The organism is Frigoribacterium sp. CFBP9030 (assembly GCF_034045195.1).
Classification (GTDB): Bacteria; Actinomycetota; Actinomycetes; order Actinomycetales; family Microbacteriaceae; genus Frigoribacterium.
The window spans coordinates 1-15371 of sequence record NZ_JAXCWG010000004.1; the positions used below are offsets into that span (position 1 = coordinate 1).

At 71.5% G+C, this 15371-nt stretch carries 11 protein-coding genes; 2 read left to right on the forward strand and 9 right to left on the reverse strand.

Annotation, left to right across the window (positions count from 1 at the left end; translation table 11 throughout):
- The coding region (locus tag SOM13_RS05760; RefSeq protein ID WP_320479103.1) for a glycosyltransferase at positions 1-1792 on the reverse strand (1792 nt) is incomplete at its 3' end.
- A 328-nt stretch (positions 1793-2120) separates the two neighbouring features.
- Between SOM13_RS05760 and SOM13_RS05765 the strand changes: the two genes are divergently transcribed.
- Entirely contained in the window at positions 2121-3353 is a 1233-nt protein-coding gene (locus SOM13_RS05765) for a polysaccharide pyruvyl transferase family protein (protein ID WP_320479104.1), read from the forward strand.
- 176 nt (positions 3354-3529) lie between these two features.
- Here SOM13_RS05765 and SOM13_RS05770 read toward each other — a convergent pair whose 3' ends face one another.
- The 5 genes from SOM13_RS05770 to SOM13_RS05790 form a co-directional block, all read right to left on the reverse strand.
- Positions 3530-4915: a carboxylesterase family protein gene (locus tag SOM13_RS05770; RefSeq protein WP_320479105.1), complete on the reverse strand. Its 1386-nt coding sequence runs from the start codon at positions 4913-4915 to the stop codon at positions 3530-3532.
- Positions 4916-5002: 87 nt separating this feature from the next.
- Entirely contained in the window at positions 5003-5872 is an 870-nt protein-coding gene (locus SOM13_RS05775; RefSeq protein WP_320479106.1) for a ThiF family adenylyltransferase, read from the reverse strand.
- A gap of 74 nt (positions 5873-5946) precedes the next feature.
- A complete protein-coding gene (locus tag SOM13_RS05780) occupies positions 5947-8397 on the reverse strand; it encodes an FtsX-like permease family protein (protein WP_320479107.1) in 2451 nt (816 codons plus the stop codon).
- Positions 8357-9121: an ABC transporter ATP-binding protein gene (locus SOM13_RS05785; protein WP_320479108.1), complete on the reverse strand. Its 765-nt coding sequence runs from the start codon at positions 9119-9121 to the stop codon at positions 8357-8359. The genes SOM13_RS05780 and SOM13_RS05785 overlap by 41 nt, the downstream gene beginning before the upstream one ends.
- Entirely contained in the window at positions 9118-10044 is a 927-nt protein-coding gene (locus SOM13_RS05790) for a hypothetical protein (protein WP_320479109.1), read from the reverse strand. The genes SOM13_RS05785 and SOM13_RS05790 overlap by 4 nt, the downstream gene beginning before the upstream one ends.
- Before the next feature lie 300 nt (positions 10045-10344).
- Here SOM13_RS05790 and SOM13_RS05795 point away from each other — a divergent pair, with 300 nt between their 5' ends.
- Positions 10345-10980, forward strand: a complete 636-nt coding sequence (locus SOM13_RS05795; RefSeq protein WP_320479110.1) for a response regulator transcription factor — start codon at positions 10345-10347, stop codon at positions 10978-10980.
- Between the two features lie 197 nt (positions 10981-11177).
- Here the strand turns inward: SOM13_RS05795 and araA are convergent, their stop codons facing one another.
- From araA to araB, 3 genes are read right to left on the reverse strand one after another with little or no spacing between them, the layout of a single operon-like run.
- Positions 11178-12704 (reverse strand): L-arabinose isomerase, encoded by a 1527-nt coding sequence (gene araA / locus SOM13_RS05800; RefSeq protein ID WP_243215643.1) that lies wholly within the window; start codon positions 12702-12704, stop codon positions 11178-11180.
- Positions 12701-13414, reverse strand: coding sequence for an L-ribulose-5-phosphate 4-epimerase (locus tag SOM13_RS05805; protein ID WP_320478416.1), 714 nt, complete (start codon positions 13412-13414; stop codon positions 12701-12703). Before SOM13_RS05805 ends, araA begins: the two co-directional genes overlap by 4 nt.
- A complete protein-coding gene (araB, locus tag SOM13_RS05810) occupies positions 13411-15207 on the reverse strand; it encodes a ribulokinase (RefSeq protein WP_320479111.1) in 1797 nt (598 codons plus the stop codon). Before araB ends, SOM13_RS05805 begins: the two co-directional genes overlap by 4 nt.
- Positions 15208-15371: the final 164 nt, after the last annotated feature.

The window sequence follows — 15371 nt, forward strand, 5'->3', positions numbered from 1 at the left end:
CGCCGCCGTCGCCCGCGTCGCCGACAGCGCGCGCACCGCCGCCGGCCGCACCGCCGCCGCGCGCACCGCCGGCCCACGCCTCGACGATCGTCGCCATGCCCTTCACGCGGTGCAGCCGCCCGACGCTGACCAGCAGCGGCAGATCGCGCCGCTCGGGCGGCAGGGTCTCGAGCAGCTCGCGCAGCTCGGCGAGCGGCGGGGTCGGCGGCAGCCCCGCGGCGTGCTCGGCGGCCTCGGACACCGCGCGGTCGACCACGTCGAGATCGATGCCCTCGGGCACGACCGTGTGGCGTTCGGGGTGCGCCGTGATGTCGATGCCGACCAGTTCGCGCATGTCGCGCTGCAGCTCGGGTCGGGGGAACAGCACCGTGTGCGACGCGTTGGCCGCGAGCTGCTGCACCAGTCGGGTGCGGAACCAGAAGTGCTCGCGCTCGTCGACGTCGCCGAAGGTCTCGCGGGTCAGACCGCCGGCGAGGTCGAGCGACTGGATGACGGCGTGCGGATCGGGCGCCACCGTGAACACCACGGGGATGTCCAGCTCGCGCGCAACGTCGGACGCCGCGAGGCTGCCGACGTCGGCCATGCGCAGGTGCAGCAGGTCGACCCCGCCGCTCGCGCGCAGGATGCGCCGGATGCCGCGTCGGGCCGCGACCCGCAGCGGCCAGGCCGCGGCCGACGAGACCGGCTCGCTGAGCAGGGGCACCCGTCCGTAGGTGTGACCGGTCGTGGTGGCGGCGATCCGTTCGACGCTGTCGAGCGCCCCGGCGGCCGAACCGCGCGAGAGGGTGACCACGCGGCCGACGTGACGGGTGTCGGGCTCGCGACCCGCGCCTCCTCGGCTGTCGGGCTCGGTCTGAGCACCGAAGCCCGCGCCGAAGCCGCCGCCCGCATCGGAGCCGCCGCCCGCGCCGAAGCCGCCGCCCGCATCGGAGCCGGCCGACGCCCCGGCGGCGGAGCGCCCCGCCAGCGCGTCGCCGAGCCGCACGAGCAGCGTCGCGATCCCGCCGTTGTCGCCGCTGCCCGCCTGCGTCAGGTCGGCGTCGATGTCGGCGTGCAAAAACAGCTGGGCGACGGTCAGGTCGCCGGTCGGTGCGCGGAGCTCGTCGGGTCGTGCCGAGAGATCGACGACGGCCAGCCGTGCGACGTCGCCGAGGAACCCCTCGTGCCGCGCGAGCCCGTCGACCGCCGCGGCGACCGCGGAGTCGCCCTGCCGCTGCCCCAGCGCGGAGACCGCGGCGACCCGGACGCGCTCGTGCTCGCCGGGGTCGAGGGCGATGGTCAGCAGCGGTCGGGTCGCGATGGCGGCGCGTACCAGCCCGAGCGTCTCGACCAGCCGGTAGCGCGCATCGGGCTCGTGCACGCCGAGCAGCGCGCCCTCGAGCCCGACGGCGACGAGGGCGGGCGACGACGACGTCCATTGCTCGAGCGTGCGCTGCGCGACCATGCCCGTGAAGCCGCCCGTCGCGACGAGGCCGATCAGCCGCCCGATCGTGTCGTAGCGAGGGAGGCGCTGGCTGAGCGCCGAGGCGGCGTGCTCTCTCAAGAAGGTGCGGTCGCTCGACAGCAGCCCCGAGAGCACGACGTCGGCCGCGTCGTCGAAGACCTGCGCGAGGGCGTTCGTGGCGGCGATGGCGACGAGCTGGTCGTCGCTCGAGAGGGCCGTGCGCAGCACGCGGATGGTGCGGGGCCCGCCGGTGCGGGCGGCGTCGAGGGCCAGCTCGTCGGCGAGGCGCATGGAGTCGACGAGGCGCTCGGCCTCGTGGATCGCGTCGAGCGAGGTCTGGATCCCCATGTGGTGCCTCTCGAGGTCGTGTGCCGTGCCGCCGGTGCGTCGCGCCCGGACTCCCCGGGCAGAGGGGAGCCTATCGCCGCCCGGTGACACTCTCGCGCGGGCCCGATCCGCGCGGGCGCGGCCCCTGGCGGTGGGGCGGGTCCGTGTCATCCGGGGCGGGTCAGCGCTGACCCGCCCCGGATGACGCGAACCCGCCGCAGCCCGTGCCCGAACCCCCGCAGCTCGCGTCCGAACCCGCCGCAGCGCGTGTCCGAACCCCCGCTCCGCCGTCCGGTACCGTCGTCTCGGCGCGGAACCGCGACCCCCCATCACCACCCCCGGAGGCCCCGTGCGCATCGTCACCATCGGAGACGTCGGCGTCGTCGACGACATGATCCACATCGGCGACGAGGCCATGTTCGACGAGTTCGCCGCGCAGCTGCGGGCCCGCGGCGCCTCGATCACCGGAGTCTCGTCCACCCCCGCCGAGACCGCCTCCCGTTACGGCATCGAGGCCGTGCCCGCGCTCGACTTCTCGCCGGCCACGACCGGCGGCCGTGTGGGTCAGCTGGAGCGCAGGAGGCGCGTGCTGGCCGCCGCCGACGGCGACCGTTCCGCACTCCCCGCCTCCGACACCGCGTGGCAGGCGATCGAGGCGATCCGCGCCTCCGACGCCTTCGCCGTCGCCGGGGGCGGCAACATGGCGTCGCTCTGGCCGATGCACGTGTTCGAGCGGTCGACGCTCGCCGAGCTCGCGCGCCGCGCGGGCAAGCCCTACGTCGTGACCGGGCAGACGATCGGTCCCGTGCTCGACGGCGACGACCGCGCGCTCGTCGCCGAGCTGCTGTCGGGCGCCGAGCTGGTCGGGTTGCGCGAGCGCGCCTCGTTCGAGCTGGTCCGCACGCTCGGCGTGCCCGAGTCGCGGCTGACGGCGACGATCGACGATGCGAGCTTCGTCGGGGTCGAGACCGACGCCGCAGCGCCCGCAGCCGGCACCGCGGCCGCCGCGCCCGCGGCCCCGTACTGCGCGGTCAGCCTCTCCGCCCACGTGGGAGCCGCCGACCGCACCCTGTTCGCGGAGGCCGTGGCGCGCCTCCTCGATCGGGTCGTCGACGAGACGGGGCTCGAGGTCGTCTTCCTCGCGCATTGGGCGTCGTTGCGGGCCGACGACGAGCGCGGCGACTCGCTGCTGCACCGCGCCGTGATCGACCGGATGACCCGGCCCGCCCGCGTCGAGCCGACCACCGACACCCCCGCCGCCGCGCGCTTCGCCCGGGAGGCGGCCCTGCACCTCACGAGCCGGTACCACCCCGCGGTCTTCGCCGTCGCGGCGGGCGTCCCCACCGTCGGCATCGCGGTCGACGACTACACGACGGTCAAGCTGACCGGGGCGCTGGCGAACTTCGGCCAGTCGAGCGTCGTCTCGGCCGAGCAGGTGCTGGCCGGCTCGGCCGACCAGGTCGTGCTCGACGCCTGGGGCGCGCGCGACGCGGTGCGCACCGCCTGGGAGGCGCGGGTCGACTCCGCCCGGACCGCCTCCGCCGCGTGGTGGGACCGCGTCGCCGCCGCCCTCCGCGCGTAGCCCGCGCCGCGCCGCCCCGAGCCCGCGCCGCGCCGCGCCCGTGCCGCGCGTAGCCCGCGCCGCGCCGCTACATCCGCTTTTCGGCGCTACACCCCGGTAAATGCGGGTGTAGCGCCGAAAACGGGGTGTCACGCGAGCGAGCCGGCGGCGCGCCGGCTCGCGAGCGAGGCCACGCCTCAGCCCCGGTCGAGCGTGATCGTGTCGCGCGCGCCGGCCGCGGCGTCCGCCGCCAGGGTGCCGGTGCGGGCGAAGTCGGCCCAGATCTGCCGCACCCGGCGCCCGCGGCGGTCGACGTCCTCCCACGAGCTCGAGCCGACCAGCCGGGTGTGCCCCCACGACTCGCGGCCGCCGAGCAGCAGCGGCACGTCGGTCACGTGGGCCGCGCCGAACTCGGCGCCCTCGGGGGCCCAGGTCATCCGGTACCGGACGGCCCTCCCGCCGGAGGCGCGGTGCCGGTCCGCGAACGCCCGAGCGTCTCGGCCGTAGATCACGTGCGTGGTCCCGCCGACCAGCACCCTGCGGACCAGCCCGCCCACCACCGGCAGCGCGGCCAGGCGACGGAGCGCGGGGATGAACGCCAGGAACAGCCCGGTCTCCTCGCTCGTGGTGCCGATCAGCAGGTCGATCTGCGGGGCCACGCGGCGCCAGGCGGCGTCGCGGTCCGCTTCGGCGGGCAGGGGCGCCTCGTCGTACTGGAGCCCGAACGCCATGCCGCCGCGCAGGCCGAACCGTCGGGCGGCCTTCTCGGCGACGGCCTGCCGGGCGAGCACCTCGTCGACTGGGGCGTCGCGCGACGGGGTGCCGACGGCGGCCGCCATCGCGGCGGACATCTTCGAGCGCCCGGAGGTGATGCCGAGTGGTGCGCTCTGCACGATGGCCCGCTGGAAGAGCCCGGCAGCGCCGTCGCTGATCATCAGGTGGGCGATGGCGTCGCCGCCCGCGGACTGCCCGAAGAGGGTGACGCGGTCGGCCGCGCCGCCGAACCCCTCGATGTTCGCGTGCACCCAGCGGAGCGCCTCGAGCTGGTCGAGGAGCCCGAGGTTGGCGGGGATCCGGTCGCCGTCGCCGAAGAAGCCGAAGAGGCCGAGACGGTAGGTGACGGTGACGACGACGACGCGCTGCTCGACGACGAGCGCGCGGGGGTCGTAGACGGAGAGGTCGCCGGCGCCGGTGACGTACGAGCCGCCGTGGATCCACACCATGACGGGCAGGCGCTCGCCCGGGCGGAGGTCGGCGGGGAGGGTGACGGAGAGGAACTGGCAGCTCTCGTCGGCGACCATGCCGTCGGCGGCGCCTTCGATGAGGGCGCTCAGCGTCTCGGAGGGCAGCTGCGGAGACCCGGGCGAGCGGTCGAAGGCGAGCACGGGCTCGGTCGAGGGCGGCACCGGGCGTGGTGCGGTGAAGCGGTCGGACTCGGCGTAGCGGATGCCCGTCGCCCGCACGACGTCGCCGTCGCCGTCGACCCGGCCGACGATCGGGCCGGCCGGTGTCTCGAACCGTCGCCGCGCCTCCTCGGGGATCGATGCTGCAGGAGGCGCGGTGCGAGAGCTCTGTTCGGTCACCCCGCCACGCTAGGCCCGCCCCCTGCGCCCGGCCCGCGAGCCGCCGCCCCGGCCCGTCACAGAACCGCATGGACGCAGCGGCAGGACTCACGGGCTTGAACAGCACGCACATGCCACTCCAGGGTCGAGAGATCCAGCTCCCTGATGGAACCCGAGAGAGTCGGCGATACACCGAGAAGCAGTCGCGCGGACGCAGAACCAGCACACCGTCTCACCGGGAATCACCGAGACGCCCGGCGCCCCGAGGACGGCCCCATAGGCCCCTCCGACGATGTGCGGGATGCCCATCGCCATGCAGGCCTCGGCCACGATGTCGGAGGCCAGTGTCACCGTGGGGTGATCGGCGCAATTGATGACGAGATCACAGCCCGCGATGATCTCGCGCAGAGCGGCCACCGTTCGGATGGTCCGGTTCCGGGACGTGACCCGGATGGATGGGTCGATCTGCTCTACGCGGCGTCGCGCCGCCTCGACCTTGATCGAACCGACGTCTTCGAGTCGGAACAGGACCTGCCTGTTGAGGTTGCTGACTTCGACCACGTCTGCGTCGATGACATCGAGGTTGCCCACTCCCGCCGAAGCGAGCGCCTGGACGACCCACGAGCCTGCACCGCCGACCCCGACGACTGCTACTCGAGAATTCCGGAGGATCGACTGAGCCCCGTCCGACGTGGAGGCGTCGATGAGATCCCCCGACGCGAGCATGTCGTCGAAGAGGCGCAGCTGCCGGCTGTGTCGTCCCGAGACGTCCCGACTCGGGGCCGAGACCGCGAGGAGACGTTCTTCGGCGAGCGCATCGATGATGGCTTCGACGTCGCCGCGTGGAACAGCCGGCGCCACGGCCCATCCGAGCTCCTCCGCCGTCTTGGAGCCGTCCATCTTCGAGACGACTTGCGGCACCCACGCCTCGACGTCGAATGTGGAGACCGTCCTCTCGTAGGGGTTTCTCACCTGCATGCGCCCGTCCTCTCCGATCGCGACGACGATGCTGTCGCGAAGCCGTGGTCGGGTGCCGGGTTCGTATCGCTCGGTCATGTCGCCTCAGCTCTCATGACGATCAGCGGGTCGGTCGTCAGCGCGGACCGCAACGGCGCGACGGCGGCGAGAGTGAGCGCGACCACGGTCACGCCGACGACACCCCCGGCGAGACTCCAGGGGATCGGCTGGGGGAGGGCGACTCCGAGCAGACCCGAGACGAGGCCCGTGCCGAGGAATCCGCCGACGAGCCCACCTGCGACCCCGCCGAGGATCCCGACGACGGCCACCACTGTGACGTCTGTCGCGATGACGCGGGCCACGAAGCGACGATCGGCGCCTATGGCGCGCAAGATGGCGAGGTCCCCTCGACGCCTCTCGACGTTCGAGTTGAGGGCGCTGCTCGCACCCAGGGCACCGAGTCCGATGGTCAGAGCGACGACTGCGAAGAGTCCGGCGGTGAGTCCGACGATCTCAGTCGTAGCGCGTGTCCTGGTCTCGTGTCCTGTGATGACCTGGACTCCAGGTTGCTGTCCGACGAGATCATCCACGCGTTCCGCGAGCATCTCGGGTTCGACACCCGGAGCTGCGGAGATGTCCCACCTGCTCACATCGACGAATCCCAGAGCACGGCCGAGCGACCGGTCGACGACTATCTGCTGACCAGTCGCCAGCGAGGTGAAGGTCCCTGCGATGGTCACCTCGCGGTCGACTCCGCCTCTCGTCAGGACGACGTCGTCGCCCGCCTCGACACCGAGCATCTCCGCCACCCCCCGAGGCACGGCGATGCCCGAGGCGGCGCGCACGCTGGCCGCCCCTTCCGTGTCGCCCACATCGAGCCACGGCAGTTGGGCGACGTCGAACCACGCGTCGCTGTCGACCGCCTGGACAGGCACATCGATGACGGACGTTCCACTGCTGAGGCTGGCCGTCCCCGTCGAGGCGGAGGCTATGAGTCCGACGCCGTCGACGCTGCCGAAATCGGGGACCTCCCTGAGCGGGACCATCGACGTCACCTGCACGTCCGCCCCGAACTGCCGCTCGATCTGCGTGACCGTCGCGTCGGACACCGCGCCCACAGTCGATGACAAGAGCACCCCGCCGAACACGACCATCGCAACCGGCGCGGCCACCTGCCGCCGCACGGTGCGCTCGTCTCGCGAAGCCAGCTCTCCGCTTCGGAGACAGCGAGCCGTGATGACGGACGCCGGCCGAACGAGAGCCCGCGCGGCGATCATCGAGAGCAAGGCGCACCCGACGACACCGAGCATGGCGAGGTTCGTCCCCCCTGAGGCCGCTGCGATACACACGCCCGTGACGGCCGCCGAGCCGATGATGAGGGTGACTGGACGAGCACGGCCAGCGGATCGAACATCGCGGTCTGCCAGCCCCCGAAGCTGCAGGGCGGGCGAGATGCCCATCACCTCGCGGACGGCTCGGAGGGCGCCGGCACCACCCGCGACGATCCCACCCGTGACCCCGATTCCGATGGCGAGCGCGATCGACACCGGCCCCGGGATGTCCTGTCCTGGCACGATTCCGGTCAGCACCCCCACGACGGCGCCGACGACGGTTCCCGCCCCGCAGACGATCGCCGTCTCCGCGAGGACGGAGGCGCCGATCCAGCGCCTGTCGGCACCGATGGCCCGGAGTGCGGCGTAGGTGGTGCGGCGCGATCGGACCGCGCCGAGACTCGCCGAGGCGACGAGCATCGTCGAGAGCGAGAGCGCGAGGACACCGAGCAGCCCCGTGACCACGGAGACCGCCGTCGCGACCGGTTCTATACCGCGAGCGATCGCGGCAGTGTCTTGAAACGCCGCGCCCTCGGGTAGATCGCGCTGGTGCAGGGTCGTCCATCCATCCGCGTCGGCCGCGTCCAGTGTCAGATCGATGCGGGTCAAGGCCCCGTCCAGGCCGTACGTCGTCTGGGCGTTGCCGAGGCTCGTGATTACATGTCCGTCGGCGAATACGCCGAGGGACTGCTGATCGACGACTCCGACGACGGTGAAGCGAACGGGGCCGTTCGGGGTAGCGACACTCACTGGTGTGCCGACGCTCACGTCGGCGTCAGTCGTGAGCCTCGACGGAACGAGCATCTCCGTCGCGTCGGCCGACGGAAGCCGACCCTCGGTCACGACCAGGGCAGCGAGCGAGTCCGGTCCGACGGGTACGCCGGTCAGGAGGGCGGGTTCGTCTGACAGACCGCCTCCCGTGAGTACCGTCTCACGGCTCAAGGTGGGCAGGACGCTGTCCACCCCAGGTAGCGCGGCGAGATCCGGCACGGCGTCCTGCTGCAGCAGCTCTCGTCCCGGTCCGGGGACGACGCCGACATCTCCCAAGGACACGAGCGACTCGATGCCCCCGACGACTGTCTGGCGTGATGTCAGGCCTCCGAGCACGGCGGTCGTCAAGAGCGCGACCCCCAGTGCCGTGCTCAGCCCCGTGAGGATCGACCGCCGGCGCCCGTCAGCGATGTTCCGCCAGCCAACGACGAACGCGTTCTTCATGAGCCCTCACCTCCTCGTGGCCTATGCCGGGTGGGGTGAACGATCGATCCGCGGTGACGCGGCCGTCTCGCAGGACGATGAGACGGTCGGCGATGCAGGCCGTCTCCAGGTCGTGCGTGACGATGACGACGCTGGAGGTCCCGGCCCCGACGGCCGAACGCAGCAGAGTGTGGACTCGTGATGCCGTCGCCGTATCGAGCGCGCCGGTCGGTTCGTCCGCCAGCAGCACCTCCGGTCGCGCGAAGAGGGCTCGCGCGAGAGCGACGCGCTGCCGTTCGCCTCCGGACAGCTCGACTGGTCGGTCACGACCCCGCGTGCCGAGCTCGAGATGTCTCAGCAGTTCGTCCGCACGCGGGCCCCAGGATCGCCGCCGCTCCCCCGCGACGATGGCGGTCAGCGCCACGTTCTCGGCGATGCTGAGCGTCGGCACCAGGTGACTGGACTGGAAGACGAACCCCAGACGTTCTCGGCGGAGGGCCGTCCGTTCTCGTTCCGAGAGACCTGCGAGCGGAACGCCACCGATGCTTATCTCCCCGGCGTCAGGTTCGTCCAGCGCTCCGATGAGTTGGAGGAGAGTCGATTTGCCGGATCCCGAGCGCCCGACGATCGCGACCATCTCCCCTCTCCTGATCTCGAGGGAGACGTCATCGACGGCGGCGGGGGCCGGCGGCGAGTCGAATCGGCGGGTGACTCTTTCCACACTCACCAGAGGCGCCTCGGTCATGTGCCGCCACCCGGTTGCATGCGATCGAAGTCCGTCCACATCTCCCAGTCGCCGAGTCGGCCGTCCAGCAGCAGTGCTGCGATGAGGTTCCAGAGGCATGACACGGCGGTCGCGATGTCGTTCTCCGTCACGGGCGCAGGAATGGGCTCGTGGACGCGCAGGACGAAGCGACCGTCACCATCGGCGTCCAGTTGCATCGGAATCATCGGAGACCCTGCCGCGGCGCTGAGCAGCGCCGGACCCTGAGGGGCCGTGATGCGCGACCCCAGGAAATCGACCTCCTGATGGCGATGGTCTTGCCCGCGAGGGTCGTATTCCGGGAACATCGCGAAGATCTGCCCTGCTTTCAGCGCCCGCAGACCACGCCGGAACGTCGTCGTGTCGTCGAGGGGGAAGCCCGCGACGTCCAGGTCCGGGAAAGCGAACCGTTTGAGGGTCTCCACGTCCATCCGGTTCACGACGAAGCGGGTCGGATGGATGTGCCCCAGGAGAGGAGGGATGACGTAAGACGCTCCGAGATGAAGCGGCAGCGCCAGGACTCCACGGTCTGCTGCCAGTGCGTCGTCCAGATGCTTTCGTCCCTCGACCGTCACGACCTCGGACAGCCGGTCCCGATCCGACAACCACAGCATGATGTAACTCGCGTCGCGCTGCATTCGAGGCCCGTAGGTGCCGTACCGGTTCGCAGCCTCGTCGATCAGGTGGCGAGGCACGGCAGGCAGGGACTGCATGGCCGTTCGGGCACGCGCTGCGCTCGCGACTCGACCGTCGCGCCTTTCAGCCGCGCTCTCGTAGCGCTCGGAGTCGAGGGCGGCCAGCTCTGTCATCAGCCGATCTGCACGTCTCGGACCTGCGGCTCGGAGAGCCAGCCACAAGTTCTCGTACCGCTCGATCTCGAACAAGGTCAGGAGGGGGAGATTCATGATCACTCGCAAGAAGAGGAAGAGCGGGCCGCCGCGTCGGCGACCCGCCCTCGATGGTCAGGTGCACAGGCAGGCGCCGTCGCAGCGTGCTGCACTACCGGGCTTGATCGTCGTGGTCTCGATCTTCTTCATCTTCGTCACCCCCTTCACGTCGTCCTCTGGTCGATGGATCAAGCCTCTCCAGAGGCATGGGGACGCATCAGTGCCTCGCATCATCGACTGCCCGTGAGTGACTCATGCATCTAACATGATGGGCGTGATGTGATCGACCAGGCGAGTCAGCGGAGCGGAGACCGATCGATGAACGACGACGAGATCGCAGTGAAGGTCATCGCTGCCGACACCCTCACCGTGTCGGCACTCGAGAGGTGCATACGCTCGACGCCCGGCATGTTCGTCGCCCGAACCGGCCGCACGACCCCCGGGTCGACCGCCGATCCTCCTCAGGGTCCGGAGGCCGGTGGATCGACACGACGTCGGTCAGCTGTCGTCATCGACCTCGACCACTGGGAAGCAGTCGCCGTCGACGAGGCGCGACGCTCCGTCGACTCCGGCGAGACGGTCATCGTGCTAGCTCACAAGCTGCCTCCGGCACTCGTGCGACGGTGCGTCCGCGCTGGAGTGCACGCCGTCTTGACGAAGAACCTCTCGATGCGACAGCTGCTGGCCCTCGTCGCCCGGGCCGTCGACGGCGAGAAGTACGTCGACCCCGGGGCCGCCGCCGAGGCCCTGGCCCACGCTGAGTGCCCCCTCACCCCTCGGGAGCGCGACGTCATGCGCCTCGTCGCGCACGCGAGCGGATCGGCCGACGTGGCCGCGCAGCTGCATCTCGCGGTCGGCACGGTGCGCAACCTCGTCGCCTCGGCCTGTCGCAAGATCGGCGAGCCGGATCGGACACGGGCGGCGGCTGAGGCCCTCGACCGCGGGTGGCTCTGAGGGCGTCGCGCGCCCCGGGTCGGCGCATGGCGAAAGGACGACGCCCCCCCCCCCCGCGAGGGGAAGGGCGTCTGGGTGGAGCACAGGTCCGGGCTCCCGGACAGGGCTGCCGAGTGGTCAGAAGATGTCCTTCAGGCTGAGCGGAAAGACATCTTCTGACCACTCGAGTGCGAACCCGCGAGCCCGCGAGCGGACCCCTACAGGCCCCGCGCGAGGCGGTGGTACGCGGCGTTCCAGGCGACCTCGTGGCGGAAGTCGCGGATGCGGGTGTCCTCGTCGATCACGAGCAGCTCGGTCTCGACGATGCGCGCGAGATCCTCGAACGCCTCGAGTCCGACGGCCGTCGACATCACCGTGTGGTGCGCGGCGCCGGCGGTCAGCCAGGCCTCTGCCGACACGGGGAACGACGGGCGGGGCTTCCACACCGCGCGGCCGACCGGCAGGTTGGGGAGGTCCTCGTCGGGCTCGACGACGTCGACCACGTTGACCGTCAGACGGAACCGGTCGCGCACGTCGCTCATCGCCACGACGACGGCGGGGCCGGGGTCGGCCGAGAAGACGAGTCGCACCGGGTCGTCCTTGCCGCCGATGCCGAGCGCGTGCACCTCGAGCGACGCGCGCTGCGACGTCAGGGCGGGGCTGACCTCGAGCATGTGCGCCCCGAGGATCTTCTCCTCGCCGGGCACCAGGTGGTACGTGTAGTCCTCCATCAAGGAGGCGCCACCCGGCAGACCGGCACCCATCACGTTGGCCGCACGCACCAGCACCGAGGTCTTCCAGTCGCCCTCGGCGCCGAAGCCGTAGCCCTCGGCCATCAGACGCTGCACGGCGAGACCGGGCAGCTGCTTGAGCGCACCGAGGTCTTCGAAGTTCGTCGTGAAGGCGCTGAACCCGCCCGCCTCGAGGAACGACCGCAGACCGATCTCGATCGCCGCCCCGTCGCGCAGCGACTGGTGGCGCTCGCCACCGGCGCGCAGTGCCGGGACGACGTCGTACTCGGTCTCGTAGACGGCGACCAGCGCGTCGATCTCGGACTCGGTGGCGGCGGCGACGGCCTCGGCCAGCTCGTTGACTCCCCAGGTGTTGACCTGCACGCCGAAGGCCAGCTCGGCCTCGGTCTTGTCACCCTCGGTGACGCCGACGAAGCGCATGTTGTCGCCGAAGCGCGCCAGCTTGAGCGAGCGCATGGCCGAGGCGCCGGCCGCCGCGCGCATCCACGTGCCGACCTGCTTCTGCACGCGGGGGTCGCTGACGTGACCGACGACCGTCTTGCGCGGCACGCCGAGGCGGGTCTGCATGTAGCCGAACTCGCGGTCGCCGTGCGCGGCCTGGTTGAGGTTCATGAAGTCGAAGTCGATGTCGGCCCAGGGCAGCGCCACGTTGGCCTGCGTGTGCAGGTGCAGCAGCGGCTTGCGGAGGGCGTCGAGCCCGCCGATCCACATCTTGGCGGGGCTGAAGGTGTGCATCCACGCCGTGACGCCGATGACGGAGTCGTCGAGGTTGGCCTCGAGCATCGTGCGGCGGATCGAGTCGGCGTCGGTCAGCACGGGCTTCCAGACGAGACGCACGGGCACGTCGGAGGCGGCGGCCAGCTCGTCGGCGATCGCCTTCGACTGGTCGGCGACCTGCTTCAGGGTCTCTTCGCCGTAGAGTCCCTGGCTGCCGGTGAGGAACCAGACCTCTTTCGAGGCGAGGAAGGCGACGGGGTCGAGGGTGTCGTTCACGAGAGTTCTCCTGCTGGCGCTTGGCCGTAGACGTTCTGGTACCGGTCGAACAGAGCGTCGATGCTCTGCTGAGGGATGGGGATGGGCTCGCCGAGCTGGCGGGTGATGTGCACGGTGCGGGCGACGTCCTCGGTCATGACGGCGGCCTTGACCGCGTCGCGGGCGTCTCTGCCGATCGTGAAGACGCCGTGGTTCTGCATCAGCACGGCGCGGCTGCGGTGACCGGTCAGCGTCTCGACGATGCCCTCGCCGATCGACTCGTCGCCGATGATGGCGAACGGCCCGACGGGGATCTCGCCGCCGAACTCGTCGGCCATCGCCGTGATCACGCAGGGGATCGCCTCGCCGCGGGCAGCCCAGGCCGTCGCGTAGGTCGAGTGCGTGTGCACCACTCCCCCGACGTGCGGCATGTTGCGGTAGACGTAGGCGTGCGCGGCGGTGTCGCTCGAGGGGCTGCGCTCGCTGCCCGGGGTACCCTCGAGCACGGTGCCGTCGAGGCGGCAGACGATCTGGTTCTCGGGGGTGAGGTCGTCGTAGCCGACGCCGCTCGGCTTGATGACGAAGAGGTCGGTGCCGGGCACGCGACCCGAGACGTTGCCGCCCGTCCAGACGACGAGGTCGTAGCGCACCAGCTCGGCGTGCAGCGCCGCGACGTCCTCGCGGGTCGCGTCGATGGCGGCCTGCGTCGCGCGATCGATCCAGCCGCTCATGCGGAGGCCTCGATGCTCGCGTCGGCGGCGGTCTGCTCGACCGAGTCCGCGCCTCCTCGGCCGTCGCCGTCCGACCCGGGAGCAGGAGCCGAGGAGGCGCGGGTCGCCTCCCGACGCATCGCCCGCAGGCGGTGCATCACGTCGTTGCCCCCACGACCGAACCAGTCGTGCAGCAGCAGGTACTCGGCGTAGAGCGCGTCGTAGGCGTCGGCGTTCGCGGGGTCGGGCGTGTAGGTGGCCCGCTCGACGCTGCCCATCGCCTCGGCCGCGGCGCGGATGTCGGCGTACGCACCGGCGGCGACCGCGGCGTGGATGGCCGAGCCGAGGGCCGGGCCCTGCTCGCTCGTGATCGTCGAGATCGGCAGACGCAGGACGTCGCTGTAGGTCTGCATCAGGTGCTTGTTCTTCAGCAGACCGCCCGCGGCGATGAACTCGGTGACGGGCACGCCCGACTCGTCGAAGGCCTGCACGATGCGGCGCGTGCCGAAGGCGGTGGCCTCGAGCAGCGCGCGGTAGCCGTCGGCGGGCGAGGTGGCCAGGGTCTGACCGACGATGACGCCGCTCAGCTCGTGGTCGACGAGCACCGAGCGGTTGCCGCTGTGCCAGTCGAGGGCGACGAGACCGTGGGCCCCGACGGGCTGCTCGTAGGCGACGTCGGTGAGGTGCTGGTGCACGCTCTTGCCGGCGGCCGCGGCCGCGTCGACGGCCGACTGCGGCACCTGGTTCTTGACGTACCAGGCGAAGATGTCGCCGACGCCCGACTGCCCGGCCTCGTAGCCGTAGAGCCCGTCGACGATGCCGCCGTCGACGACACCGCACATGCCGGGCACCTCGGCGAGCTTGTCGCCGTTCATCACGTGGCAGGTGCTCGTGCCCATGATGGCGACCATCTGACCGGGCTGCGTGGCCTTCGCGGCGGGGGCGGTGACGTGCGCGTCGACGTTGCCGACCGCGACGGCGATGCCCTCGGGGAGCCCGGTCCAGCCGGCGGCCTCGGCGGTCAGCGTGCCGGCGGCGTCGCCCAGCGCGCCGATCTCGTGCACGACCTTCGTCTCGGCGAAGTCGGCGAAGTCGGGGTTCAGCGCGCCGAGGAACTCGCGGCTCGGGTACTCGCCGTCCTGGTAGATGCCCTTGTAGCCGGCGGTGCAGGCGTTGCGGACGTACCGCCCGCTCAGCTGCCAGACGATCCAGTCGGCGGCCTCGACCCAGTGCTCGGTCGCGGCGTAGACCTCGGGGTCCTCTTCGAGCAGCTGGAGGCCCTTCGCGAACTCCCACTCGCTCGAGATGAGCCCGCCGTAGCGGGGCAGCCAGCTCTCGCCGCGCTCGGCCGCGAGCTCGTTGATGCGGTCGGCCTGGCCCTGCGCGGCGTGGTGACGCCAGAGCTTGACGTAGGCGTGCGGGCGGCCGGCGAACTGCTCGAGCTCGTTGAGCGGCGTGCCGTCGGCGGTGGTCGGCACCATGGTGCAGGCCGTGAAGTCGGTGCCGATGCCGACGACCGACGCGGGGTCGACGCCCGCGGCGGCGAGTGCCTCGGGCACGGCCTTCTTCAGCACGTCGACGTAGTCGGACGGCACCTGCAGCGCCCAGTCGGCGGGGAGGCGCTCACCCGTGCCGGGGAGGGTCGTGTCGACGACGGCGTGCGAGTACTCGTGCACGCCGGTGCCGAGCTCGGCCCCGTCGGAGACCCGCACCACGACGGCTCGGCCGCTCAGCGTGCCGTAGTCGACGCCCACCACGTAGGTCTCGGCGGGTGCGGCTGAGCCGGGGGCGGTCGGGGGAGCGTGATCGACCATGATGACCTCTTCGTCGTCGGGGTGGGCGGAGTGATCCGCACCGAAAGTGAGCGCTCACATCATGCCATGTGAGCGCTAACTCTCGCCACCCCGTGCCCGGCTCCGCGCGTCGATGCGACTCATTCGGCCGATCGGACGGGGCCGACCGCGCAGAACGAGTCACC

Coding starts and splice junctions, on each gene's coding strand:
- SOM13_RS05775 (WP_320479106.1), bottom strand. CDS start 5,872: ATGCAGGTGAGAAACCCCTACGAGAGGACGGTCTCCACATTCGACGTC.
- SOM13_RS05780 (WP_320479107.1), bottom strand. CDS start 8,397: ATGAAGAACGCGTTCGTCGTTGGCTGGCGGAACATCGCTGACGGGCGC.
- SOM13_RS05785 (WP_320479108.1), bottom strand. CDS start 9,121: ATGACCGAGGCGCCTCTGGTGAGTGTGGAAAGAGTCACCCGCCGATTC.
- SOM13_RS05790 (WP_320479109.1), bottom strand. CDS start 10,044: ATGAATCTCCCCCTCCTGACCTTGTTCGAGATCGAGCGGTACGAGAAC.
- SOM13_RS05795 (WP_320479110.1), top strand. CDS start 10,345: ATGAACGACGACGAGATCGCAGTGAAGGTCATCGCTGCCGACACCCTC.
- SOM13_RS05805 (WP_320478416.1), bottom strand. CDS start 13,414: ATGAGCGGCTGGATCGATCGCGCGACGCAGGCCGCCATCGACGCGACC.
- araB (WP_320479111.1), bottom strand. CDS start 15,207: ATGGTCGATCACGCTCCCCCGACCGCCCCCGGCTCAGCCGCACCCGCC.